Origin of the sequence: Sinorhizobium sp. NFACC03, from assembly GCF_900103435.1 — a bacterium.
Taxonomy (GTDB): Bacteria; Pseudomonadota; Alphaproteobacteria; order Rhizobiales; family Rhizobiaceae; genus Ensifer.
Genome location: NZ_FMXF01000003.1, coordinates 168,484 through 191,916, shown reverse-complemented (window position 1 = coordinate 191,916; position 23,433 = coordinate 168,484). Strand labels below are relative to the sequence as shown.

Below are 23,433 nucleotides of genomic sequence, written 5' to 3'. Positions count from 1 at the left end.
AGGTCATCGGCCGCGCGGGTCTATGATCCGGACATTGCTGCAACAGGACGAAACACATGAAAGCACGCGTCAAATGGGTGGAAGACCGGACCTTCGTCGGAGAGTCCGGAAGCGGCCACAAGGTCGTTTTGGGAACCGCCTTCGGTGAGGAAGGGCGCACGCCGGGTCCGAGCCCGATGGAATTGGTGCTGATCGGCACCGGCGGCTGCTCGGCCTATGATGTCGTGCACATCCTGGAAAAGGGCCGCGAGCCGGTCGAGGATTGCGTCGTCGAACTCGATGCGGACCGCGCCGAGACGGAACCGCGCGTCTTTACCCGCATCCACATGCATTTCATCGTCAAGGGACGCGGACTGGCGGTCAACAAGGTCGAACGCGCCATCTCGCTCTCGATCGAAAAATACTGCTCGGCCTCGGCCATGCTCGCCAAGACCGCGACGATCACGCACGATTTCGAAGTGGTCGACACCAGCGCCGGCTGAGACCAGATCCGCTTCTCGCATCTCCAACGGTACGCGCGGCGTCAACGAACGTGTTCAGGCGCGATCGTTATCAGCGTGCCGGCTGAAACAGTTCGACGACATTTCCGGAGGGGTCGATCAAAAGGATCTGCGCCCCTCCGGGACCGGTGACGATGTCGTTGCGAAACCTGACGCCGGCGCCGCGCAGCCGCTCTACTTCGGCGTTGAGGTCATCGACGATGAGATGGATGCGGTTCCAGCCGCCAGGCCCCGGCGTCTCGCCATCCGGCATCGGCCTGCCCGCCGAGCTGGTCGGCCCGCTGAGCAGGAGCCGCAACGCTCCGCGCTGGACATCCGCGAAGGCCGGCGCATAGTTCGACAGAACCGAAAAGCCGAGATGGGTGGTGTACCAGGTGACCGCGGCCTCGACGTCGTCGACCATGTAGCGGACGTTGACTGTTTCCGACATTGCGTATCCTCCAACTGAACACGGCCGAGGCGGCGCCCTCGCGACAACCAGACCTCATTCCGGCAGTCCCGCCAGCCGCAGCCCTTCAACGTATCGCGCGAGCAGCGCCTTGTCCCGATAGGGAGTGCGAGAACTGTATCGCTCGATCGAGAATTCCGGATTGAGTTTTAAGAGTTCGGCCGCGGCGCGGCGCGCTTCCTCCAAACGGCCGAGTTGCGCGTAGGTCGCCGCGAGCAATCGGTAGGCCGATCCAAGCTCGGCCATCTTTTCCAGCAGCGCCAGCGCTTCGCTATATTGCCCGGAGAGGTATTTGCTGGCCGCGATATTCCAGAAATACCAGTCCGGGCGACTGGGGTTCAGCCGCAATGCCAGCTCGCCGATCCTGATCGCGTCTTCAAGAAGACCGAGATAGCCGAGGGCATCGCAATATTCTGCGAGGAGATCGCAGTTGTTGGGTGCCAATTCGCGGCCGCGTTCATAACAACCGATTGCCCGATCGGCCTCTCCCCTCCACAGATGCACGACGCCAAGCGCCCAGTGAATGTCGGCATCATAGGGGCTGAGCTCCAGAGCCTTGCTTGCCGAGGCGATAGCGCTGGCGAGCGTCGCCTCCATATCAACGCGCTCGTTCCACTTCAGCTTGCGTATCTCCAGCCAGGCGAGCCCGAGATATCCGCGCGCATAAGCCGGATCGGCGTCAATCGCTGCCAGGAACATCTCCTTCGCCAACCTGATCTCATCCGGTTTCAGGCTCTTTTCAATGTGCCGGCCGCGCAGATAGAAATCGTAGGCTCTCGACCCTTTGAGCGGTTCGGCGAGAACCCTGTATCGTTCGGCCTCTTCGATCTTGACGTTCAGGGCCGCCGGAATGGAACGAGACAGTTCGTCCTGGACGTCGAACATGTCGATCAGGTCGAAATCGTATTTCTCCGCCCAGATGTGTTCGCCAGTGGCGTTCGTCAGGTTGGCATTGACCCTGATACGGTCGCCACCGCGCCTGACGCTGCCCTCAAGCGTGTAGTAGGTGGCTGGTGGGTGGTGTTGCGACTCGACACGCGGCACCCGAACAATCACGTTCAAGCCGGAGAAGCGCGACAATGCTGCGACGACATCCTGCGTTATGCCCGCAGCGAAATACTCCTGGTCGGGATTGCCGCTCAGATTCGCGAAGCGCGACACATGGAGAAGCGTCCGGCCCGACTTGACCGGGGGATTTTCTCGAACCTCTTGTGATGGTGGCGCCATGAGCGCGGCAGGCCCAGACCCGGCAGCGTCGATGAAGACATTGTAGATATGGACGGGGCGGCCGATGTTCTTCAATGCCTGCTCGCCTGCATCCTCGAAGCGGATGCCCAGGCGACCACCCAAGGTGTCGTGGACCGAGGAGGAGACGGATACCCCACCCGGTTTGGCGAGGCCCTCGATGCGCGCCGCCACATTGACGCCGTCGCCATAGACGTCGCCGTCTTCAAACAGGATGTCGCCGATGTTGATCCCGATGCGAAATTCTATCCGGCGATCCGGGCTTATGCCTGCGTTTCTGCTCCGCATACCCCGTTGGATCTCGACAGCGCAGAGAATTGCGTCTTCCACCGCACGGAACTCCACCAGCATACCGTCGCCGATGAGCTTGACGATACGCCCATGATGCGCGGCGACCTCGACGTCCCAAAGCTCCTGTCGATGAGCCATCAGGGCCGCAAGCGTACCCTTCTCCATCAGCCGGCTATAACCGGCAACGTCCGCGGCCATGATGACGGATAGCTTTTGTTCCATCGGCGCCCCCGGGCTCCTGCAACCATATGGATAGCACATCCAGACGCGCGGGGCACCGAAAGAGCAGTCGCCCGACGGCAATGATCCCTTGGGGGGGGGAGTGTCTTAACCGCCAGGCCGCTGGGCCGCTCAATCCCGGTAGAAGTTGCGCCGCCAGCGATGGGCGCTCAGCTTTGCCCGTTGAGCGTCCGGCAAGCCGAGGCCGTCGCCGATAGCGCAGTTGCGCTCGACGTTGCGGACCGAGCGCATGCCGGGAATGACGGTCGATACGGCTGGGTGGCTAAGAACGAAGCGCAGTGCCGTTTCGGCAAGCGCATCGGGCGCAATCTCCAGGTCTTCGACGATCTTCTGCGTGCGCTCCTCGACCTCGCGCTTGCGCTCGCCGCGGAAGTAGGTCTCGCGAAAATCGCCCTCGGGGAAGACGGTGTCGGCGCGGATCTGGCCGGTCAGGCCGCCTTCATCCAGCGCCACGCGGACGATGACGCCGACATTGTGCTTTAGGCAGGCAGGCAGCAGCTTTTCCTCTGGCGCCTGTTCGAAGATATTGTAGATCACCTGCACGCTGTCGACCACGCCGCTTTCGATCAGCCTCAGTGCGTTGTCCGGCTCGTAGTCGTTGATCGAGACGCCGAAGAAACGGATCTTGCCGTCGCGCTTCAGTCGCTCGACCGCCTCCAGCCAGTCGCCGCGACCGACCCACTCATCCGACCAGACATGGAACTGCTGCACGTCGATCGTCTCGACGCCGAGATTGCGCAGGCTCGTCTCGGTACAGGCGATCACATGATCGGCCGGAAAGGTCTGCTCGGCCGGCGTGCCGGCGTGGGCAGGCCATTGCATGTTCTTTGGCGGGATCTTGGTGGCGACATGGATCGTCTCCGACCGCTCGCGCAGCAAAGCCCCGATCAGCTTCTCGCTGTGGCCCTGGCCGTAGCCAAGCGCGGTATCGATGAAGTTGAGGCCGAGATCGACGGCGCGATTGAGGGCGCGGGCGGACTCGTCATCGCTCGCTCCCCGCCAATGGCTCTTGCCGATGCCCCAGGCACCATAACCGATTTCGGATACGCGAAGGCCGCTACGGCCGAAGGTTCTGTAGTGCATGATGAGCTCGCTGGCGTTGGAATGAGGCGGGATGTCGCCGGTAATCTAGGGTTCGGCCTTTGGTCGTCAACCGTGGCGGCGTTGCGCGATCGGGTGACTTCCAGTCACACCACGCTCGTTTTCGTCGTCCTACCCAAGAAACCAGAAAAAGACTGCGGACAGGAAGATAAAGGCGAGCACCAGCCCCATGAACTGTCGCATGGCTTCGCTGGTATTATCGCCAAGCACGGCCAACCAGACCGGCCCGCCGGCGCCATCTTCGTCGCGCATAGCCTGGGCGGAAAGCAGCTTGCCGATCTTCGTCGCGGGACGGCTGTAGTCGTGTGGAGACGGTTGGCGGCTGCGATCGGGTACAGGGGTGGCTGCAAGGTCCGGCGCTACCAGGCCGCCGTCGCCCGCGTCGACGATCTGCTCACGCTGCCCTTCAGCGACCAGTCGGCTGCCTGTATCGTCACTTTCCGCCCGGCGGAGACGTCCCGCGCCATGGTGGAACGCCCACCGCGGCGATTTCTGCTCAACATTGGATTTCAAGTGCCGGATCGACATTGGAACCTCCCGGAGGTTCAACTATCTAGCCGGCACTTTGTTCCGCAGAGTTGGTGCGTGTCATCATCCGCTGTCGTGTCAGGTCCATGCTGCGGACGACGCAGCGTCCGGAGAGGGAGTAAATAGCATCGCTCAGGTCCGGGGCCGCTCTCCCTTCGCCAGCCTCTGTTCGATTTCATCGAGAACCGGCAGGCGGTCAGCGACTATCAATGATGTAATCCGGCCGTTGTCTCTTCAGCACCGCCGAGGCCTTTTCCCGAAGCGCATTCTTTTCAGCGTCCGACATCCTGGCGAGCTCGTCAGGCGTCACCCAGCCTCGTTGCCGCTCAGGCTGAGCCCGACGGTCCAGCAGCTGGCCGCGCGCCCCTCGTCGATGCCGACACCGGTATCGTCGATTTTGACCACCGCCAGCGCCGGCCAGACGTCGAGATCGAGGAAGCATTTGTACATGTTCATCGGGGTCGGGCGTCCGTGCGGCAGGTCGCCTGCACAGACCAGATTATCGGCCTCGTAGCCCTGCGTCTTTGCAAGCGGCAGAACGCGATCCATGATCGAGTGGGTGTCGCTGCCGCTTCCGAAGAAAGCGACGAGCGCAAGCTGGCGTCCCATCCGGTGAAAACAAAAGAGCCCGCCGCGGGAGGAGCGGCAGGCTCTTAAAAAACCGATCAGCAACCTTGGGAGGAGGAGTGGCGCTGATCTCGCAAACGACCTTTGGGAGGAGGAGAAGGTCGTTTACCTGTCGAAGCTTTGCGGGAGGAGGTGCATCGCTTCGATGATTTGAATATACAGCGATCGCGCCGAAATCGTAGATGGGATTTCGCAAGCCAGCCATGCGCCCCGCGCGCAACACGATGCCTGGCGCATGCGTCTCAGAGGGACACTTCCCCTCGTTCATCACGCCATTTCGATTTTACTCCGCCAGGCGCGATCGATAGGCTTCTCGAAAACCTGATGGGAGAGAGACCAATGAGAAGCAGACTTGCAGCTCTCGCATTCGTCCTGGCCTGCTCCGGAGCGGCCCATGCCCAGGACACCAGCATGAGTTTCTTCGTCACCAGCGTGAACCCCGGAAAGGGTGGCGATCTTGGCGGGCTTACGGGCGCAGACGCCCATTGCGACACCCTGGCAAAGGTGGCCGGCTCGACCGGCAAGACGTGGAAAGCCTATCTGTCCATCGACGGCGAAAATGCCAAAGACCGGATCGGCAAGGGGCCATGGTACAACGCCAAGGGCGAGAAGATCGCCGACGACGTGGCCTCGCTCCACAGCGACAAGAACAACCTCACCAAACAGACCGCGCTCAATGAAAAAGGCGAGGTCATCAACGGGCGTGGCGACACACCCAACCGTCATGACATCCTGACCGGCTCGAAGGCCGATGGCACTGCGGCGCCGGATACCTGTGGCAACTGGACGATGGGCGGCGCCGACGGCGCGGCAATCGTCGGTCACAGCGACCGTGCGGGCCTGAACGATTCCGCCGAGGCCAAATCCTGGAACTCGTCACACACGACGCGGGGAGGCTGCACCGTCGAAGCCTTCAAGGGTACGGGCGGCGAAGGCCTCTTCTATTGCTTCGCCGCGAACTGAACCAGGGGGGAGAAGCTGACGGCCTCCTCCCTCCCCGAGTTCGTCATCAATCCCGTGAGAAAGCCCCCAGCCAGGCTCAGCGAATAGCCTTCGAAGAGCCTCTGTCAGTTTTCCATAAAGGCGCGGGCCATGCTGTCGCGGATCGGCTTGGTAAGATAGTCGAAGAAGGTCCGTTCAGCGGTCTGGATCAGGATTTCCGCCGGCATGCCCGGCGTCACGGCAAAGTTATGCACCCTTGCAAGCTCGCTTGTCGGCAGGCTGATGCGGGCGACGTAAACCTCGCGCGTCCCCTCCTGAGTCTGCACCGGCAGGGCATCGGCCGATACATAGAAGACCTGGCCGTTCAGCACTGGCGTCGTGCGCTGGTTGAGAGCCGTCAACCGTACGGTTGCCTTCTCGCCGACCTTGATGTTGTCGATCTCGGTGCGCAGCACCTGGGCCTCTATGATCAGCGGCACGTCAGCTGGCAGGATCTCCATGATCGGTTTGCCGCTTTCGATAACGCCGCCGGACGTGTGGTAATGCATCCTGATCACGGTACCGGTCACCGGTGCGTTGATCGTGGCACGGCGAAGAACATTGGTGGCCCCGCGCAACTGTTCGCGCACCGTGTCCAGTTCAGCCTCTGCCTTCTGCAAGTCGTCCTGCGCCGCCTCGCGGTAACTCTGTTCGGTCTGGTTGACCTGCTGTTCCTGCTTGAGGATCTGGGAGCCCGTTTCGGAGACTTCGGACATCAGCCTGCCGATCTGACCTTCTGCGTCGGCGATTGCCCGCTGGATGGTCTTGATCTCCGTCTTGCGGATCAGGTCTTTCGCAAGCAGCGTCTTCTTGCCTTCATATTCCTCCTGGAGCAGCCGGCGCTGCTCCCGAACCGACTTCAGCTGCTCCTGGAAGCCTTGCGACCGGAATTCCAGGCTCTCGATGTTGCGTCTCAGCAAGCCGAGATCGCTTTCCAGCTTGCTCCTCCAGGTCTGGAAGCTGAGTTGCTGGCTTTGCACGATCGGGCCGATCTCCGGGTCATTTTTCAGGTGCGGGGTCAGGATATCGGGCAAGACGATCTCTTTCAGACCGTGCGTCTGCGCATTGAGGCGGGCGACGATCGCCTCAAGTCTTGCCCGCCGCAGAAAGAACTGGCGCTCATTGGCCAGCGCCGCCGTTTCGTCCAGCAGCACCAACGGCTGGTCGACAGTCACGTGATCGCCCTCGCTGACCAGGATGTCCTTGATGATCCCACCTTCGAAATGCTGGATCACCTTGTTCTGGCCGGTTGCGACAAAGCTCCCTTGAGCGATGATGGCCGCGGCCAGCGGCGCAGTAACGGCCCAAAAGCCGAACCCGCCGAAGGTGACCGCTATCAGCACGACGCCGATCAGTGTGTGTTGCCAGATCGAGCGCGGAACCTCCGCGTACCACGTCAGGTCCTGTACTTTGGCAATGTCCGTCATAGAGCTATGTCCGTCCTGGTCGCTTACGGAAGCTGCGGTTGGTCGAGCGGGTTGCCTTCGGTGTTCACCCCACGGGCAGCGAGCGCCTTGAGGACGTCCTGCCGGTGGCCGAAGAGCGCGACCGTGCCGTTCACCAAGAGCAGCACCTTGTCCACACTGTTGAGAAGGGCGGGCCGCTGGGTGATGGTGACGACGGTGATCTTCTCGCGCTTTGCATGCGTGAGTGCTCGGGTCAGCGCCGCTTCGCCTGAAGTATCCAGATTGGAATTCGGTTCGTCCAGCACCACTATGCGTGGATTGCCGAAGAAGGCACGGGCAAGCGCCACGCGCTGCTTCTGGCCACCCGACAAGGGCGAACCGTCAGCGGCAACGACCGTCTCATATCCATGCGGCAGCATGGCGATCATGTCGTGCACGTCAGCGAGCTTGGCGGCGGCATAGATGTCCGCGTCCGTGGCATCCTCGCGCATGCGGGCGATGTTGGCCTTGATCGTGCCCGGGAAGAGCTGCACATCCTGGGGAAGATAGCCGATGCTCTCACCAAACTGACGCTGATCCCAGTTCCTCAGATCCATGAGGTCGAGCCGGACGTTGCCGGAGGTCGGCAGGATCGAACCGACGAGCATCTTGCCGAGCGTCGTCTTGCCGGCGCCGGAACTGCCAATCACCGCGAGGGAATCGCCCGGTTCGAGCGCGAAGGTGATGCCGTTCAGCACGACACGCTTGGTGCCCTGCGGGACGAAGAGCAGCCGTTCGACATCGAGCCGCCCCTCTGGCCGCGGCAGCTTCAGCCGTTCGAAGTTCAACGGAGACGTCTGCAGCAGCGAGGAGATGCGTCCATAGGCGGCGCGGGCCTGGATGACCTGGTGCCAGCCTTCGATGGCCGCCTCGATCGGGCCGAGTGCGCGGCCGGCGATGATCGAGGCGCAGATCACCATACCACCGGTCAGATGGCCGTGGAGCGCGAGATTGGCGCCCCAGCCGAGCATCGTCACCTGGGTGAGAAGGCGCACAGCCTTGGAAAGCGACGCAAAGGCGATGTTGCGATCCTGCGCCAGCACCTGGGCCTTGAGCGAACCGGCCATGTCCTTGCCCCAGATTTGCACGGCCTCCGGGATCATTGCCAGCGCATTGATGATCTGCGAATTGCGCGACATCGAATCGAGATGCAGGTTGGCTTTCGTCTGGTAGTTGGTGGCTTCACCGAAGCCTCGCGCGGTCGCCTTCTGGTTTATCAGCGTGATGATCAGAAGCAGGAAGGCCGATGTGAGCACGATCGCGCCGAGATGGGGGTGGATGAGGAACACCGCCAGCACGAAGAAAGGGGCGATCGGCGCATCGAGAAAGGAAAGCAGCGTGCCCGAAACCAGGAAGGAGCGCAGCTGCTGCAAATCCCCGAGCGTCTGATACTCGCGCCCGTTGCTATGAAGGGAGGCCCTTGCGGCCGCGCTCAGGATCGGTGCGCCGAGCTGAGCGGCGACTTCGACCGCCGTCCGCATGAGGATCATGCGGCGAATACCGTCGAAGATCGTCTGCAGCACCACGGCGCCGACGATCAGGGCCGTCAGCATCACCAGCGTGTCGAGCGACCGGCTGGTCAGCACCCGGTCCGAGATCTGGAACAGATAGACCGGTATCGCCAGCACGAGCACGTTGGTCGCGATCGTGAACACCATCACGATCATCAGATTCTGACGGATCGCCTTGAGGCCGGCCTTGAGGCTCGCGGAAAAATCGACGGGTCCGAGGCGTTTATGAAAGACGCCACCGCCTCCGCCGCCACCATTGCCGCTGGACGAGCCACCGCCCTTGCCGGGCGATCGCGCCTCGGCCTTGATGGGTCCGCGATCGCCATCGATCACGACCATGCCGGGCGGCGAGCTCCTCTCCTTCATCTCGGCCGTCGGCCAGATAACCGGCCGCTCGGCGCGCGGTTCCGGCTTTTGCTCGCCCTGAGACGGCTGCCGTTCCACCGACATCCGATCGCGCAAGGCGGACAGAGTCTCCGCCTTCGCCGGTGTCTCGTTTTTCGGAAGCGTCTCGACCTTGGAAGGGGTCTCGGCTCTGGGGGGCCAGGGCCGCGGCGTGAAGCTGGCAGCCCCTGCGACGCCCGTTGGCGCGGGTGGGAACTTTGCTGTCGCGGATGCGGTATTTGTCGGCGGGGGGGGAATGTCGATGGGCGCGGGCGTGACGCTCGCGACCCTGGCGCCCGGTCCCGGAAGCGGGACTGCTGCCTTATTGGCCCAGTTCCCGTTTTCATTGGCGCCGTTTGCCGCCGCTCTTCGCAGTTGGTCCGCCACCCCGTCGATCTCCTTTACAGCGCGGTCCAGAATGTATTCCTGTTGGTCAAGCTGGCGGATCAATTGCCGCCGCACAGCCTCTGCATCGGGCTTTTCCGGTTGCCGTCCCCCTTCTGCGGCGCCGGGCGAAGCCACGCCACCGCCCTCTGTAGACGCTTGCCAGGGGTTGCCACGGTCGGTCATGTCTTCCTCCCGCGTCCCGATCAGGCCAATACGCTTTGCATCGGATCGGCGTCTGCCGAATCGATCGAGTGCGCCCCGTGATGCGCCGACCCATGGTCGGAATGTCCGTTATCCTTTGCGTCGTGATTCTTGTGCCCGTTTTTCTGGTGGCCAGGCGGTTCGTGATCGGGCGACTGAGGCCCGGGATCCGGCGCCAACATGTCATCGCCGAGAAATACCACCGCTTCACTGACGAGCGCGTCGGGATCCTCGCTTCCAAGATAGGGTTCATCCTTGATCAGTTCGGCCTGGAAAAGGACTTCGTCCGAATAGACGTCACCGCCGGCATAGATCGTCCCGCCAGTATCGACATCGACGATCCCGGCATAGTTGAGCAGGGCGTTCGAGCCCGTCGAGATGGTCCAATCCGCATCCGGAAGTGCCGTCAGCGCGTTCATTGCCAGCGTCACCTGGTCGCTGTCGCCGAGGATGTTGGTCTGCGAAATGTAGTTGAGACTGAGCAGATCGCCGGAAATATAGAGCACACGCAGCCCCAGCAGTCCGGCAAATGCGGCGTCGTGCATGAAATCCTTCGACGAAGGGTTCTTGCCTTCCGCAAGGTCTTGCAGGGCCGACAGGTACCCTTCCGACATCGGGTTGACAGTGCTCGCGCCACCGGCCTCAACGATGTTGGCATAGTTCCACAACAGGTTTCCGCCGGTAGAGACGGATCCGTTGCCACTCATCTGGAATCCGCCAACGGCGCCGATAAAATCGTTGTCGAGCAGGATGTTCGTCTGGTGGATGATGTTGGCGTCGAAGACGTTTCCGCCGACGAATATCAGGTCGTAGCGGAACCCCAGTTCAAGCAGCGACACCTGATTGGCGGAGGTGTTGTCGCCGGCGATGATCGAAAGCTTGGAGCCCGAGGCCGCCAGGATAGCGGTGTCGTTGTCGGACATGAACGTAAACTGCTGGAGCCAGTTCACCATCATCAGGTCGCCCTTGATTTCGGTAATGGCCCATGCCTTCGGGAAAACACCCGACTCGTTGTTCGTCGGTTCCGTGGAAGTGACGCGCTTGAATGACGCGATGTTGAACGCTTCGGTCGCCTTGTCCGCCGCCAGGCCGCCGCCGCAAAGCGCGGAGCTTACCAGATCGCTGTCGTAGTAGGCATTGGTTTGCACAATGGCATTGAGCTGAACATGGTCGCCGGCAACGGCGAGGACGTTCGACTGCAGCCAATTGTTTGTGATGATAACCTCGTTGACCAGCGTGTTGCTGCCGGCATCCAGCTCTACCGAGGCCGAGATCGCAACCTCCCCTTCGCCATGCGCAACGGCACCACTCGCCTCCTTCGGGCCCTCCGTCAGTTCAGGTTCCGGCGTTTCCTCGGTTTCGTCCTGGTTCGGCAGATGGTCCTTGAGAACGGGCGCGGTCTCCACCAGTTCGCCGTTGACATAAACGCCTTCAAGCGCTGCTGCCTTCGCGACGAATGTGCTGGCGGCCAGCCCGCCCACCTGGCTTTCACCGCCGGCAGAGTATGCATCGAGCGTCGTGGCGGTCGTCGTCACCAGGCTGGCAATCGTTTCGGCCGAGCCTGCGGGATCCACAAGGCCCAGCGGCGAAACCTGCAGCGAGCCTTCGATGAGTTCGGCCATGACCGCGCTGCTATCGATGTGCAGGACGGATTTCAGGCCGTGTCCGCCCATGTTGACATAGTCGTTGTCCGAGAGCTCGGCGGTCTGCTGACTATAGACCACGACCGAACCCGGGGGATTGATGTGCGGGGTGCTGAAATAGGTCGACTTGAACGACGAGTTCTGCACGGCGCCATCGGCTTCCGGACGGCCGTACGTCCCTTCAGAGTGTGGGTACTCCGGGAAAGGCAAGCCGGCATAGCCGTATGGAACGGGCGTATAAATGTCCGTATCGAGCGGCCGGTAGGGAACGTCTGGATTGAAGTCGTCGAGGTCGTAGGGCGCCGTCACCTTGACGGGCGCGGTTTCAAGGTCCTTCGGGTCCTTGTGAATCTCTCGGTCGGGGTCGAACTTCTCGTGCGCTTCGCGTAGGCGGGCGTCTTCGATCGAGAGTTGGAAGAGACCGATGAAATGGGCGATGGTTTCGGTGATTTTTGCGGAATACAAGGTCAGGGCCTCCTTTTGGTAGCGGGTAGTGCCCCTAAGCGCATCGGGTCATGACGGGCTGCGCGGGAGACCTGCGCAGCCCTGTTCGAAGCCGATTGCGCATAATCGCAACCGGCCGCGTCGCTTACAATCAAGCGTTGTCGTCGTGACCGATTACGTCGGCATGGTAGTCGCCACCGACGACTGTCATGTCGATCGTGTTGCCCTGCAGGTTCGCGCCGAGCACGATCTGCTGGTTGAAGGCGTTGGTGTCGATCACGGCATCTGCCGTCGCCTGGGAGAGCCCCTCGACCACAGAGTCGCCGCCATTGAACGAGCCCCAAGTGCCGGCATTGCCACCTGCACCACCGTCGCCATTCGTGGCAAGGCCGCCGTTGCCGCCGGCACCACCGTCTCCGCCCCAGGCGTCGCCGCCATAGGCAGCACCGCCTTCACCGCCACTGGCCCACGAGCCCGTGAGAGCAAGACCGCCGAGGCCATGGCCACCGGCCGCCGCGCCACCGGTTCCGTCACCGCCATAGGCATCACCCGTGGCTCCACCGTTGGCGCTGGCACCGCCGCCGGCACCGCCGTCACCGCCGTAGCCAACGCCTGCGCCGTAGCCGCCACCAGCCCCGAGGCCTGCGCCGAAAGCATTGCCGCCGTCGCCGGCATCGCCCGATTCGCCACCGTCAGCGCTACCGGTCCTGCCGAGTGCAACACTGTTGCCATCGCCGCCGTCGCCGCCGTCGCCGCCGTCGCCAGCGAAGTTCAGGATCGGCAGGATCAAGCCGCCAGCGTCGCCGCCGTCACCAGCATCACCGCCGTCACCGCCGTCACCATTCCCACTTTGGACGTTGCCAGACTGACCGCCGGCGCCGGCTGTGCTGTCGCCACCATCACCGCCGCCTGCTGCGCCGACACCGAGGCCAAGACCGAGGCCAAGACCTACGCCGAGACCAGCAGCACCCTGACCACCGGCACCACCTGTGGCGGCACCACCGTTGGCGTCACCGCTTGTGCCATCGGCGCCGACGCCAACGCTGGCTGCAATACCACCAAGGCCGTGCCCGCCAGTTGCGTCGCCGTCGTTGTCGGAATCACCGCCCTCACCCTTACCGCCAGCGGCAAAGCCGCCGACCGTGTGACCACCGTCACCACCGGCGCCACCATCGGCATAAGCTTTGCTTCCGCCCTCGCCACCGTCTGCTCCGGACTGGATGCCGTCACCCGACTTGGCGGTGCCACCCCAGGCGCTGCCGTTCTGGTACAGCTTTCCGCTGTTGTGGATGTTTTCAGCCTTGTCGTCGTCCGACATGATGGCGTTCTGGCTGAAGACATTGGCAACGTTGTTGTTGCCGTTGAGCGAGTCATTCAAGATGTCCTTGAAGCTCGTGCTCGCCATGCCGTCGATCTTGGAATGGTCGATGTCGTTGAAGTCGTCGTCCGACGGCTTGTAGCCGTCGAGGTCGATGTCCACATCCACGTCGACTTTGGTCTTGCTGTCGACGTCGACGTCAACGTCGGTCTTGTTTGCGTTGAAGTTGGCGTTCAGGTTACCGTTGGCGTTCAGGTTGCCGTTACCGTTCAGGTTGGCGTTACCGTTGCCGTTCAGGTTGCCGTTACCGTTCAGGTTGCCGTTGCCGTTGCCGTTCAGGTTGCCATTGTAGGATTCGCTGTATTGCGACTGATCCTGACCTTGGCCTTGGCCCTGATCTTGTCCTTGACCCTGGCCCTGATCTTGGCCTTGTCCCTGGCCTTGTCCCTGACCTTGGAGCTGGGCCTGGAGCTCAGCTTGCAGTTGCCCTTGACCCTGGCCTTGACCCTGGTCCTGGTCCTGGTCCTGGCTTTGATCCTGGCTCGGGTCCCATGGGAACAGAATATTCTTGTCCTTGCTCATGACGATCACCTCAAGTTGAGGCCGCCATAGCCGAACCGCATTCTTCTCTTACGCGGATTTGGGCCATTGGCGGGCTGCGGTTGGATTTGATGAAAGCTTGGATCCTCCGAGGCGCTTGCGCGCCTATATGCTCTAATATGCAATCAATTTAATATTGAGCTGACTCTCCCTTCACTTGGTGGAGAGCAGCGGTTTCAGGTTCTGAAAAGGACATTCTCCAATTCGCTGCAGTACTAGCCCTCAAAGGCCTGAACACGTCCTGCTCGCCGATTACGGAGGCAAGTCTGTCGCAAACAGACATGCGTTGTAAGCTGCCACTTCGGGCTAGCCTTGCCGGGGTAGCATTGACTTAGCCGCCGGTCCGCCCAATGTAGTACCTATTAGAAATTGCTTTTAAACGGATTCCTTGCACAAAGCTCAACGGCACCGAATGCGTGCGCCGCATAGCCTTATTGGGAGAATGTACTGACGAGGGGAATGCGCTATTCTGAAACACTATTGTTCTTGAACAGCAAGCTCGGCAGGTGCCCATGGCGAGATTTCACGACATCCTTCTCCTGATCGGACAGCTCAACTACACCTGGACCAACACGGAAAGCCTGCTCATCTATCTGATCGCCGGTCTTGCGCGCGTGGACAAGGAAACCGCGATCATCATCTTCCTGACGCTGAATACGACGCGGGCTCGGATCGAGCTGGTCGAGCGATTGGCCAAAACAAACAAGACACCTCTGAACCAACGGCAGGAAATCCTCGCGCTGACACAGCAGCTGGGCCGGCAAGCGAAGCTTCGCAACAAATACAGCCACTGCATCTATTCTTTCGACGAGACCGGAGACCAGGCAAGCACCCAGCTGATGGCCATCTTCGACAGCAAGGACACGATCAAATACGGCAAGATCGAGCAGATCAACGATGCGGAGATTTCGCGGATCAACGAAGTCATCGAGCAGTTGCAGGGGGTCAACAGGGAAATCTGGTCGATCGTCGAGCGCTATTCCTTCCCCCGTTGAGGCGGCTAACCGCAGGGGCCACTGATACACCAGAAGGCGCCCATGCCATAAAACGGGCCGGCCGCATATCCGCCCACCCGGCAGTTGTCGTGCATCCTTAATTCAACCGCATTGTCCCGGCATCGCGTCCCCAACGGCGAAGCGGAGGCGGTACCGATGGCTCGAATGTCGGACGATAGGCGTTTCACGAGCCGGGAAGCGCGCATCGACGCTGCGGCGCACCGCCTGCTTGATCGGCTGCCGGCGGCCGGCCTCCTTGGCGGCCTGACGGAGTTCCTGGTGTTCGGTATCAAGCAGGCCTTCGCCTGCCTTTTCGGCGGCGCCATGCTTACCCTGATACTCGCGACAAAATTGTTCTGGCCAGAGGACATGGGCTTTGCCCGCTATGATTTCCTTTTCGTCGCGGCCCTTGTCATCCAGATTTCGTTGCTCGTCTTCAAGCTTGAGACCATCGCCGAAGCCAAGGTCATTCTGATCTTCCACATCGTCGGCACGGTGATGGAGATCTTCAAGACGTCGGTCGGGTCATGGATCTACCCGGAGCCAAGCATCTTCCGCATCGGCGGCGTTCCGCTGTTCTCGGGCTTCATGTATGCCGCCGTCGGCTCCTATCTCGCCCGCGTGACCCGTATCCTCGACATGCGCTACAGCAACTATCCGCCGCTTTGGGCGACGATGCTGCTCGCCTTGGCGATCTATGCCAATTTCTTTACGCACCACTTCGTCATCGACCTGCGCTACGCGCTGTTTGCGATCACGGCGGTCCTGTTTCTGCGCACGACAGTGCACTATCGCGTCTTCCGGTTTCGGCACCGCATGCCGTTGCTTCTCGGCTTTCTACTCGTCGCCCTGTTCATCTGGTTTGCAGAAAACATCGGCACCTGGTCGCGCGCCTGGATCTATCCCTCGCAGCACAATGGCTGGACCCCGGTCTCTCTCCAGAAGCTCGGCGCCTGGTACCTGCTGATGATCCTGTCCTTCGTGCTGGTCACGCTCGTCCACCGCCCGCGAAACTACGTGGCAGCGGCTGGAAACCTATCGACAACGAATATCGATGCACAGACGACGACGGACCTCACCTTAGGTGCGGGAAGTGCCGTGGCATCCAAGTGATCACGCCGCAAGAGTTGCAAAACACGCCTCCGTGGAAAACGATACCGAATCAATTGCTATCGCAACGGAGAGACACATGCGGCGTTTCTTTCTCGGCCTGCTGGCGCTCGGGGTTCTCGCAGTCGTCTCTCTCATTGTCCTGCCGAGCTTTGTTTCCAGCGACTGGATGCGCGCCGAGCTCAGCCGTCAGCTCTCGAGCGCGACGGGCAGTTCGATCGCGCTGAAGGGTCCCGTCCGGCTCTCCGTCATCCCCCATCTGGCTGTTGTGGCCGAGGATGTTTCGCTCGACGCGCAAAGCGATGGCGTGACGGCGGAGATTGGCGAGGTTGCGGGCTCCGTGACGCTCTCCTCGCTGTGGTCGAACCGCCTGCACGTCAAAGAGGTCAGGCTCACGCGGCCGGTCGTGGTGATACGGCAGAAACCGGAGAACGCATCAACGGCGGAAGACGGCGACGGCGGCAATGGCGAGGCCAAGCAGAACGACCCACTCGCGGCCCTGGTCGCCTTCCTCGAACGAAGCGCCATCGATACGATTTCGATCACCGAGGGCACGCTGAGGCAAGAGAATGCAGCCGGGGCGGCTGACGTTGTCAGCGATCTCGACCTTACACTCCAAGCCCCTGATATCGACGGCGAGCTTTCGCTTTCGGCCGGTGCCCGGCTTGAAGACCGGCGCTACCAGATCGCTCTCTCCGTCGCCCCGCTTCGCCCTCTCCTCGAGCGCAAGCCCGCCGACCTCAGCCTCTCGGTGGAAGCCGACCCGCTGCTTGCGCCGGGCCTGACCGAGCTCAAGGCCAGCGGGCAGGTAGCGCTAAACAGCAACGGCAGCTACCAGATCCGCGGCGGCAAGCTGCTCGTGGGGGACGAAGAGCTCAGCCTCGACGCGCTGTTCATTCCCGGTGACAGGCCGCGGTTCCTGGCCGACCTCAGTGCCGATCAGCTGGATTTCAGCGCGTTTGTCGGAACCAGCGCCTCGGGGTCGTCACAACCGGCAGGGCAATCGGAAAAGCAGTCGGCCTCGACCGGCTTGCAGGCACTCGCCGGCTTCGATGCCGATGTCAGCGTCACTGTGGGTGCTATTACCGTCAACGATATTTCCGCCTCCGATGCGGCATTGACGGCAACGCTGAAGGATGGGCTGCTGACGACCCGGCTTGAACATCTCGGCATAGACGCCGGCGGCATTTCGGCCGAAATCACCGCCGACGTCCGCAAGAGCGAGCCGACGTTCAAGGGACGCGTCGCAAGCAAAGGGCTCGACATCTCCAAGCTCGCGAGCCTCGCCGGCCAATCGGTTTCACTGTCGGGAACGCTTGCGATGGATACCGGGTTTGCGTTCCGCGGGCTCGGCGGAGATGCGTTCCGAAAGACCGTCAACCTAAGTGGCACTGCGGGCCTGCGCGACGCCACCTTCGTAGCACCCGGTGTCACCGACCCATCGATGGGCGAAGTGACGATCAAGAAGCTGGCGGTCAAGATCGAAGATCTTACCAAGCCCGTGCTCCTATCCGGCAACCTGGTCTGGCGCGGGAAAGCAGCCGATGTCGATTTGCGACTGCCGGTCCGCGAACTGCTCTCGGGCTCGGTTCCGAGTGAGCTGCCCCTGAAGCTCGATCTGCGCATGCCAGAAGCGACACTCTCCCTTGACGGCAAGGCGGCGCTCGCGGGCAGCTATGCCGGCAAGGTGAACTTCGCGGCCACGGATCTGCGCGCGCTTCTTGCCTGGATCGGCCAGGGCGGCGGCGACAGCATCGAGCAATTCGCCTTCAAGGGCGATGTCAACGCAAGCCCCACCGGCGTTGCGTTTCAAAAAGCCACCTTGTCCGTCAACGGGGTCGAAGGAACCGGCAACGGTTCCGTAGAGCTGGGCACGCCCCTCAAGATATCCAGTGCGCTCCATTTCGCCGAACTGGACCTCGCGCGGCTTGCCGGTGCACGCCCCGCATCGCCGCAAGCGAAGGGCAAAGCAGGCAGCCCCACTCCCGACGCGCCGCTGGACCTGTCGTCGCTTCGAACGATCGATGCATCCATCAAGGTCGATGCGGAGAAGCTCGGCTATAGCCGCGTCTTTGCCGGACCGGTAGCAACCACCCTGGTGGTCTCCGAGGGTGTGGCCAGCCTCGACCTTCCCGAAAGCCCGTTCTATGGCGGGCGGATGGCCGCGAACCTTAGAGCTGACGGCACGGAAGAAGAGGCCTCGATCGCCTTGAAGGCCTCGATCGCGGGCGCTTCGGCCGCCCCGCTGCTGATCGACCTTGCAAATTTCAAGCATCTCGAAGGCGCATTGCAAGCCCAGTTCGACATCACCGGCGCAGGCGCTACGGCCGGAGCGCTCAAGCGCGCGCTTCAGGGGTCGGCGAACGTCCGCTTTTCCGACGGCGCCATCCGCGGCATCGACGTCGCCGATGTCTACAACAACCTCGTCGGCCTGATGTCGTCGGGCTTCAAGCAGAACGAAAACAAGGCGACCGGCTTCACCGAGCTTGGGGCATCCTTTGCCATCGAGAACGGTGTCGCGCGCACCGAAGATATCAAGCTCGTCGGCCCGCTGGTGCGTATGAGCGGCAGCGGTGAGGCAAACCTTCCGAACGACCAGCTGAACTTCCGCCTGGATCCGCGCGTCGTCGCCTCGCTCGAAGGTCAGGGCGCCGATATCGCAACCGAAGGCATCGGCGTGCCTGTGATGATCGAGGGTTCCTTTGCTGCCCCGCGCATCTATCCCGATCTCTCAGGCCTGCTGACGAACCCTGACGCCGCACTTTCGGCGCTGAAGAAGCTGGGATTGCCGACCGGCAAGATGAAGCTCGACGAGCTTCTCTCCGGCGAAGGAAAGGCCGGATCAATCCGCGACATCATTGGTGGCGCCATCGGCAAGCCAGCGAAAAACGGGGGCGATCAACTCTCCATCGAAGAGATCATCGGTGGCAAGGCGACCGAGGGCAGCGAGACGCCACCCGCTCCGCCGGCTGAAGAACAAGCCGTGACGCCCGACGTTGCCGCCGAGCAACCAGCGCCGGAGGGGCAGCAGCCCGACCAGCAACCAGCCGCTGGCACGGAGCAGCCTGCCGAGGAAAGCGGCACCTTGGGAAAACTGTTCAACCAGCTTCTGAAGTAGCCGGCGCCGATCCGGCGGTCGTGCGGTCGCCGGCTTTGGCGGCATCACCCCAGAAGTTCGTATCTGCGGAGGCTTGCCGCGATCTGGTCGTCCTACTCGGCGCTCGCGAGGGCCCAGCGAAAAAATCAACCGAAGGTCCCTGGGTTCACCTCTGCGAACATCCTGGCTGCAAGAAGTGGGGCGGCTTCGGTTTCGCCATCGGCAAGGGAACGTCGAAGTGGTTTTGCGTTGAGCATAAGCCAGCGACATGGCCGCTGTCGAAAGAGACGTGAAAGCTATGACCGACCACAAGAACCTTGACCAAGGCATCTACATCAGCCTTGTGACCACTCGCGAGCCGATCAAGCGAGCATTCGCGGGCACTGGACAGTCCAGACGGAGAGAGAAGACGAGCGCAGCCTCGATCGCGCGCTCTATCGTCGAGAGCATTCGGAGAAACCACCGGATTGAGCGAGGCGCGGTCTCCGTCGATGAAGCGGAGATCATCGAGGTGTTGACGGAAGAGCTCTGGAAGGTGCCCGAACAGACTGCCAAGGACTTCGTCGGCGTTGATGCCAACAAGAGGGACGCCGCCAAGGCAACAATCACGCAGGCGCTGTTGACCACACTCGTGACCCGATACGAGTGCACGTTCTTCAAGCCGGAGTATCGCGGCATGGGACCGTCGTCCTATCGGTCCGCTCATTGACGCCAGCCGAGGACGCGATACTTTTGCTAGCCATGTCTCTCACCACCGCCTTCATCTCCGAGCTCGTCTGGGCCGCCAACCAGGCCGATCACCTGACAGCGTTCGAAAAGCGCCGGCTCCTAGATCGCGCCGTCGTCACCATCCGTGAGATGCGCGAGCAAGTCGGAATAGCCGCGAGCGAGACCGAAGCGGATCCGGTGATCGACCTTCAGACGACTGCGGCGGGAATCGAGAGGCAGACTGGCGACCAGATGAGGGAGGCGCTGCTCGACGCGGCAAACATGATCAGGACGTTGCGGATCATCCTGGATGAGACGGAATGAGCGCGGCAGATTGCCGCCAGCGGTGAACACATGCGCTATGCGGAACCACTTTCGGCCGACCGACGTTTATAGATCGGGTTCCAGCACTCCCTTCCCCCTGCTGGAACCTGGAGCACGTTAGTACCCTCCTCTTGGCCCCTTTAGTCGCCTTTCGGGGCCATTCTTTTTGGCTCGCTTTCTGCCCGGGCTCCTTTGTTCCGTCCCTGAAAGGGCGCCCGTTGCAACATGTCTTGGGAGGTCCCGATCATACTGCGTGCTCGGGACCATTTTTGATGTCCATCGATCAGGAACATAACGACTATCAGCGCATTGGATCAGGAGAGGAGGTTGGCGATGATCCTGATCCCACCTGGCTTTGATCGCCAAGGAGGCGAAGGTTCGGATACCTCGGGCCTGATCGCCTCCATTAAGTACGCTCTGGCGGCGGAAGCGCCATTCGACACCACTAACCTTTGCTTCAGGATGCTTGGAAACGGCGTCGTTATCGAAGGAGCGGTGAACGCCCCCGGCGGCGACGAGTTCATCCGGCGAGTTGCCGAGGATATAGTAGGAGCGGACCGCGTTCTGGTACGCGTCGGCTGCCCACGATTCCCCCAATAGCCACGAGCCACCGATGTGGAGGTGGCCGGAGGGAAAATACATACCTTGCGGAACCACTTCAGCTGACCGCCGTTTACAGAACAGGCCCCGGTACGCGCTTTCTCCTGCTGGGGCCCGAAGCTCAGCACACTCTACCTTTGGCCCCGTCTCCCGTCTACCTTTGGCCCCGTCTCCCGTCGGGGCCATTTCATTGTCTGCCCTGCCCCGAAATCTTTAGGAGCATTTTTGCCCCTAGCAACTCCCGCGCGCTTCGTACTAGCCTCCCGATCAAAGGAGGACCCGACATGACCGAAGACAAACGCCAAATGAAAGCGAGCCAAATTCCCGCTTTTGTCGACGAGGTAATCAAGGCCGGCTGCAACATCTGCGCCGTCAGTCACGACAGGTACGTGATCGGCGACATTGAAGAGCAGCACCGGGCTAGAGACGAACTCGACAGGATCAGTGAGAGGTACGGCAATCGTGATCCACTAAAGCTGGAGATTGTCGCATACCTCTGGTCGATCGGCCGATACGTAGACCTGGAGACCGAGGGGACGCGGCATTGCCTGCGTCCTAGCCGGTGAACGCCCGCGCAGAGACAGCGGCGCAAGTAGCGCTGTGCATATGACGAAAATGGTCTTTTCCTCGTGGTTGCAATCGTGCATTGTGCGCCACCGAGAAGGAGGCGCTGATGTCTTACGATTGGGAAGGGGCCAGACGGCAACGGTATAAGGGCGCGCGGCTTTGGCTTTTGCTCGCCTTGGCAGCTTGGCTGATCGCCCTCGCGTTAACGCCCTAGCCGGAACGCAAGCAATTGCGTAACCCGAATTGATTACGCAACTAACCCCTCGGTATGATTGCGATCGGCCAGCACTTTTGCCACGATACAACCGTGGTCGCGCAACAGAACTAATCCATGGTTGTGATTTTCATTGCCGTGCGTCCACTGCATTAATGCACGCATTGCGTTTTTTAAGGTTTGACGACCTTCCACGGATGAGGCCCCGCGTTCCCCTGCGGGGCTTCATTCGTTTGAGTGCAGGCGAGTAGATCTCCTTGATATTGCTACGCAAATGCCGGATGGCCTCGACGTTCGAGGGGCCTTTGTTTTGTGCTGCACGGAACGATTGATTAAGGTCATTGTCAATTTCAGGGTCAGTCGCCCATACTTGTTGAGCGTCACCTCTCCCGTGACGCAGGCCCCCTGAGCGCGACCGCCCCAAGCTATTTGGCGCGCTCGGGGCCCATCGGAGACTTCCCCTGAAAGCAGTGACGCGGGATGGAACCGTTCTTTGTTTCGGACGTTCTTTCGGCGGCCCAGGATCCCTCCGGGTCATAGTTGAGCTCCATCGACGTTAGGGCGGAAGTGGAGCTCTTCTTTTGCGCCGCTCGGAGTTTGGCCTCTGGTCGATCGGGCGATACGTAGAGGTTGCCTCGGAGGCTACTCGGCATTAGGCCGACGTTGCTAGACCCATGTCACGGGTTTGGTAATGACCGATCCGTCGGCCAGATTCAGAGGGCTCGGAAACTGGGATCTAGCGAGATGCTGTGGGCGGATATGCCTGTAGAATGAGGCAACGTTCATCAAACTCTGGGATGGGAAGCGCACCGGCGCCAACAACCCAACCACCTTCCCTGCCTCCCGCACAGCAATCTTGATTGGCTCGACCAGGTCGGTATCATTGGTGATAATGGCGGCAACGTCAAAAGCGTCAGTGAACGCGTCACGGACCAAGTGAGCCGCGAGGTTTACATCACTTCCCTTCTCTTCGCTTTTGACAACCCTCACGACCGAAGGAACCGGCGGATTCCAAACGTATCCGTTAGGACGCGATTCCGGGGCACAGCCAATGACATCCAAGGATTGGAGGTTATGAAAGAGCCTTCGTGGATTGCAATCTCTGGAACTGTGCCAAGCGCGTTCAGATAGGTCGCCTGCCTAGCTGGCGCTTGGGGGTCGTGGGCTCTCGCCGAAACCCGAGCTATGTAATAGTTTAGGCGCACAATTGTGTTCTGCGGCTGGAGAACCTGCGCGGCGAGCGTCAAAGGATTTAGCCACTTGCTTTGTGGCCGATCCTTAAGCATGCGGTAGTAGAGGTTGAACCCGTCCACATATACAGTTGTTCTCATGCGCCACCCCTACCCAAAAGCAAAGGCCGCTAAGAGGCGAACCCCTTGCGGCCTTTGAGCCCGCAGCAAGCTGCGGGTGGGTGATGCTTTCAATATGGTCCTTTTACCCGATGGGTCAACTGTTAGGGGAGTTGACGAATCAATTTCTATACGCTAGAGACAGCGCGTCTCTCGCTGCCTGAGAGGCGCTAACACGCAAGAACTTTATTTGCATTTCAGCCCGCTTTTTGCGGGTTTTTTCATGCACTTTCTAAGCACTCTCCCCTCAGAGATGCCAGCGAGCGGCAACCTGCATTGGCCGTTGGGGATGGCTATTCGCAGATCGCGAACATTTTGTTCAACACGATTACCTCGCGAGGTAACGAGCCCCGTTGTGTCATCGCTACACTGGTCGGCGTCATCCATGGCCAGAAATGGTCTGCTCGTCCCCATTCGATAGGTTTCTCATTTTGGCGGCCGTTTGAGGTTAAAAAAATTTCTGAGTTGTTTGTTGCAGTTAGCGCCTGTGCGGCGATTAGGTTCATTGATTAAACACGGCTTGTGTTTACATTGTCCATACGAACGCATATTAGCTGCCACGCTGATCTGCGGCT

Annotated in this window: 19 protein-coding genes; 9 read left to right on the top strand and 10 right to left on the bottom strand. The window is 61.1% G+C overall.

Going from position 1 to position 23,433, the window contains the following annotated elements; all coding sequences use genetic code 11:
* Positions 1 to 56: 56 nt before the first annotated feature.
* Positions 57 to 482, top strand: coding sequence for an OsmC family protein (locus BLU35_RS07845; protein WP_093232624.1), 426 nt, complete (start codon positions 57 to 59; stop codon positions 480 to 482).
* Between the two features lie 70 nt (positions 483 to 552).
* Here BLU35_RS07845 and BLU35_RS07840 read toward each other — a convergent pair whose 3' ends face one another.
* The 5 genes from BLU35_RS07840 to BLU35_RS07820 form a co-directional block, all read right to left on the bottom strand.
* On the bottom strand, positions 553 to 930 hold the full coding sequence (locus BLU35_RS07840; protein WP_093232623.1) for a VOC family protein: 378 nt from the start codon (positions 928 to 930) through the stop codon (positions 553 to 555).
* Positions 931 to 984: 54 nt separating this feature from the next.
* The gene (locus tag BLU35_RS07835; RefSeq protein ID WP_093232622.1) at positions 985 to 2,706 is read right to left on the bottom strand and encodes an adenylate/guanylate cyclase domain-containing protein; all 1,722 of its coding nucleotides are present in this window, start codon (positions 2,704 to 2,706) and stop codon (positions 985 to 987) included.
* Between the two features lie 129 nt (positions 2,707 to 2,835).
* Complete coding sequence (locus tag BLU35_RS07830; RefSeq protein WP_093232621.1) at positions 2,836 to 3,807, bottom strand: aldo/keto reductase; 972 nt, start codon at positions 3,805 to 3,807, stop codon at positions 2,836 to 2,838.
* A gap of 129 nt (positions 3,808 to 3,936) precedes the next feature.
* Complete coding sequence (locus tag BLU35_RS07825; protein WP_093232620.1) at positions 3,937 to 4,353, bottom strand: hypothetical protein; 417 nt, start codon at positions 4,351 to 4,353, stop codon at positions 3,937 to 3,939.
* A 306-nt stretch (positions 4,354 to 4,659) separates the two neighbouring features.
* Positions 4,660 to 4,962: a hypothetical protein gene (locus BLU35_RS07820; RefSeq protein ID WP_093232619.1), complete on the bottom strand. Its 303-nt coding sequence runs from the start codon at positions 4,960 to 4,962 to the stop codon at positions 4,660 to 4,662.
* A gap of 357 nt (positions 4,963 to 5,319) precedes the next feature.
* Here BLU35_RS07820 and BLU35_RS07815 point away from each other — a divergent pair, with 357 nt between their 5' ends.
* Complete coding sequence (locus BLU35_RS07815) at positions 5,320 to 5,943, top strand: hypothetical protein (protein ID WP_093232618.1); 624 nt, start codon at positions 5,320 to 5,322, stop codon at positions 5,941 to 5,943.
* Between the two features lie 104 nt (positions 5,944 to 6,047).
* On the opposite strand, the gene BLU35_RS07810 is transcribed toward BLU35_RS07815, so the two are convergent.
* The 4 genes from BLU35_RS07810 to BLU35_RS35585 all read right to left on the bottom strand — a co-directional run bounded on the left by BLU35_RS07810 (position 6,048) and on the right by BLU35_RS35585 (position 13,876).
* A complete protein-coding gene (locus BLU35_RS07810; RefSeq protein WP_093232617.1) occupies positions 6,048 to 7,388 on the bottom strand; it encodes an HlyD family type I secretion periplasmic adaptor subunit in 1,341 nt (446 codons plus the stop codon).
* 23 nt (positions 7,389 to 7,411) lie between these two features.
* Positions 7,412 to 9,871 (bottom strand): type I secretion system permease/ATPase, encoded by a 2,460-nt coding sequence (locus BLU35_RS07805; protein WP_286161460.1) that lies wholly within the window; start codon positions 9,869 to 9,871, stop codon positions 7,412 to 7,414.
* Between the two features lie 20 nt (positions 9,872 to 9,891).
* Complete coding sequence (locus tag BLU35_RS07800) at positions 9,892 to 11,997, bottom strand: type I secretion protein (protein WP_176907165.1); 2,106 nt, start codon at positions 11,995 to 11,997, stop codon at positions 9,892 to 9,894.
* Between the two features lie 130 nt (positions 11,998 to 12,127).
* Positions 12,128 to 13,876, bottom strand: coding sequence for a hypothetical protein (locus BLU35_RS35585; RefSeq protein WP_093232616.1), 1,749 nt, complete (start codon positions 13,874 to 13,876; stop codon positions 12,128 to 12,130).
* A 530-nt stretch (positions 13,877 to 14,406) separates the two neighbouring features.
* Here BLU35_RS35585 and BLU35_RS07790 point away from each other — a divergent pair.
* The 7 genes from BLU35_RS07790 to BLU35_RS07755 all read left to right on the top strand — a co-directional run bounded on the left by BLU35_RS07790 (position 14,407) and on the right by BLU35_RS07755 (position 21,294).
* Complete coding sequence (locus BLU35_RS07790; protein WP_093232615.1) at positions 14,407 to 14,889, top strand: hypothetical protein; 483 nt, start codon at positions 14,407 to 14,409, stop codon at positions 14,887 to 14,889.
* A gap of 165 nt (positions 14,890 to 15,054) precedes the next feature.
* Positions 15,055 to 16,002, top strand: coding sequence for a DUF817 domain-containing protein (locus BLU35_RS07785; RefSeq protein WP_093232614.1), 948 nt, complete (start codon positions 15,055 to 15,057; stop codon positions 16,000 to 16,002).
* Between the two features lie 76 nt (positions 16,003 to 16,078).
* Complete coding sequence (locus BLU35_RS07780; protein ID WP_093232613.1) at positions 16,079 to 19,117, top strand: AsmA family protein; 3,039 nt, start codon at positions 16,079 to 16,081, stop codon at positions 19,115 to 19,117.
* A 268-nt stretch (positions 19,118 to 19,385) separates the two neighbouring features.
* Complete coding sequence (locus BLU35_RS07770) at positions 19,386 to 19,805, top strand: hypothetical protein (RefSeq protein ID WP_143032900.1); 420 nt, start codon at positions 19,386 to 19,388, stop codon at positions 19,803 to 19,805.
* 32 nt (positions 19,806 to 19,837) lie between these two features.
* A complete protein-coding gene (locus BLU35_RS07765) occupies positions 19,838 to 20,128 on the top strand; it encodes a hypothetical protein (protein WP_093232611.1) in 291 nt (96 codons plus the stop codon).
* A gap of 327 nt (positions 20,129 to 20,455) precedes the next feature.
* Positions 20,456 to 20,728, top strand: coding sequence for a hypothetical protein (locus BLU35_RS07760; protein WP_143032899.1), 273 nt, complete (start codon positions 20,456 to 20,458; stop codon positions 20,726 to 20,728).
* Positions 20,729 to 21,033: 305 nt separating this feature from the next.
* Positions 21,034 to 21,294, top strand: coding sequence for a Y4lK-related protein (locus tag BLU35_RS07755; protein WP_093232708.1), 261 nt, complete (start codon positions 21,034 to 21,036; stop codon positions 21,292 to 21,294).
* Positions 21,295 to 22,175: 881 nt separating this feature from the next.
* On the opposite strand, the gene BLU35_RS36620 is transcribed toward BLU35_RS07755, so the two are convergent.
* Positions 22,176 to 22,499 carry an NYN domain-containing protein gene (locus tag BLU35_RS36620; protein ID WP_176907163.1) on the bottom strand — a complete coding sequence of 108 codons (324 nt, stop codon included), beginning with the start codon at positions 22,497 to 22,499 and terminating at the stop codon, positions 22,176 to 22,178.
* Positions 22,500 to 23,433 lie beyond the last annotated feature (934 nt).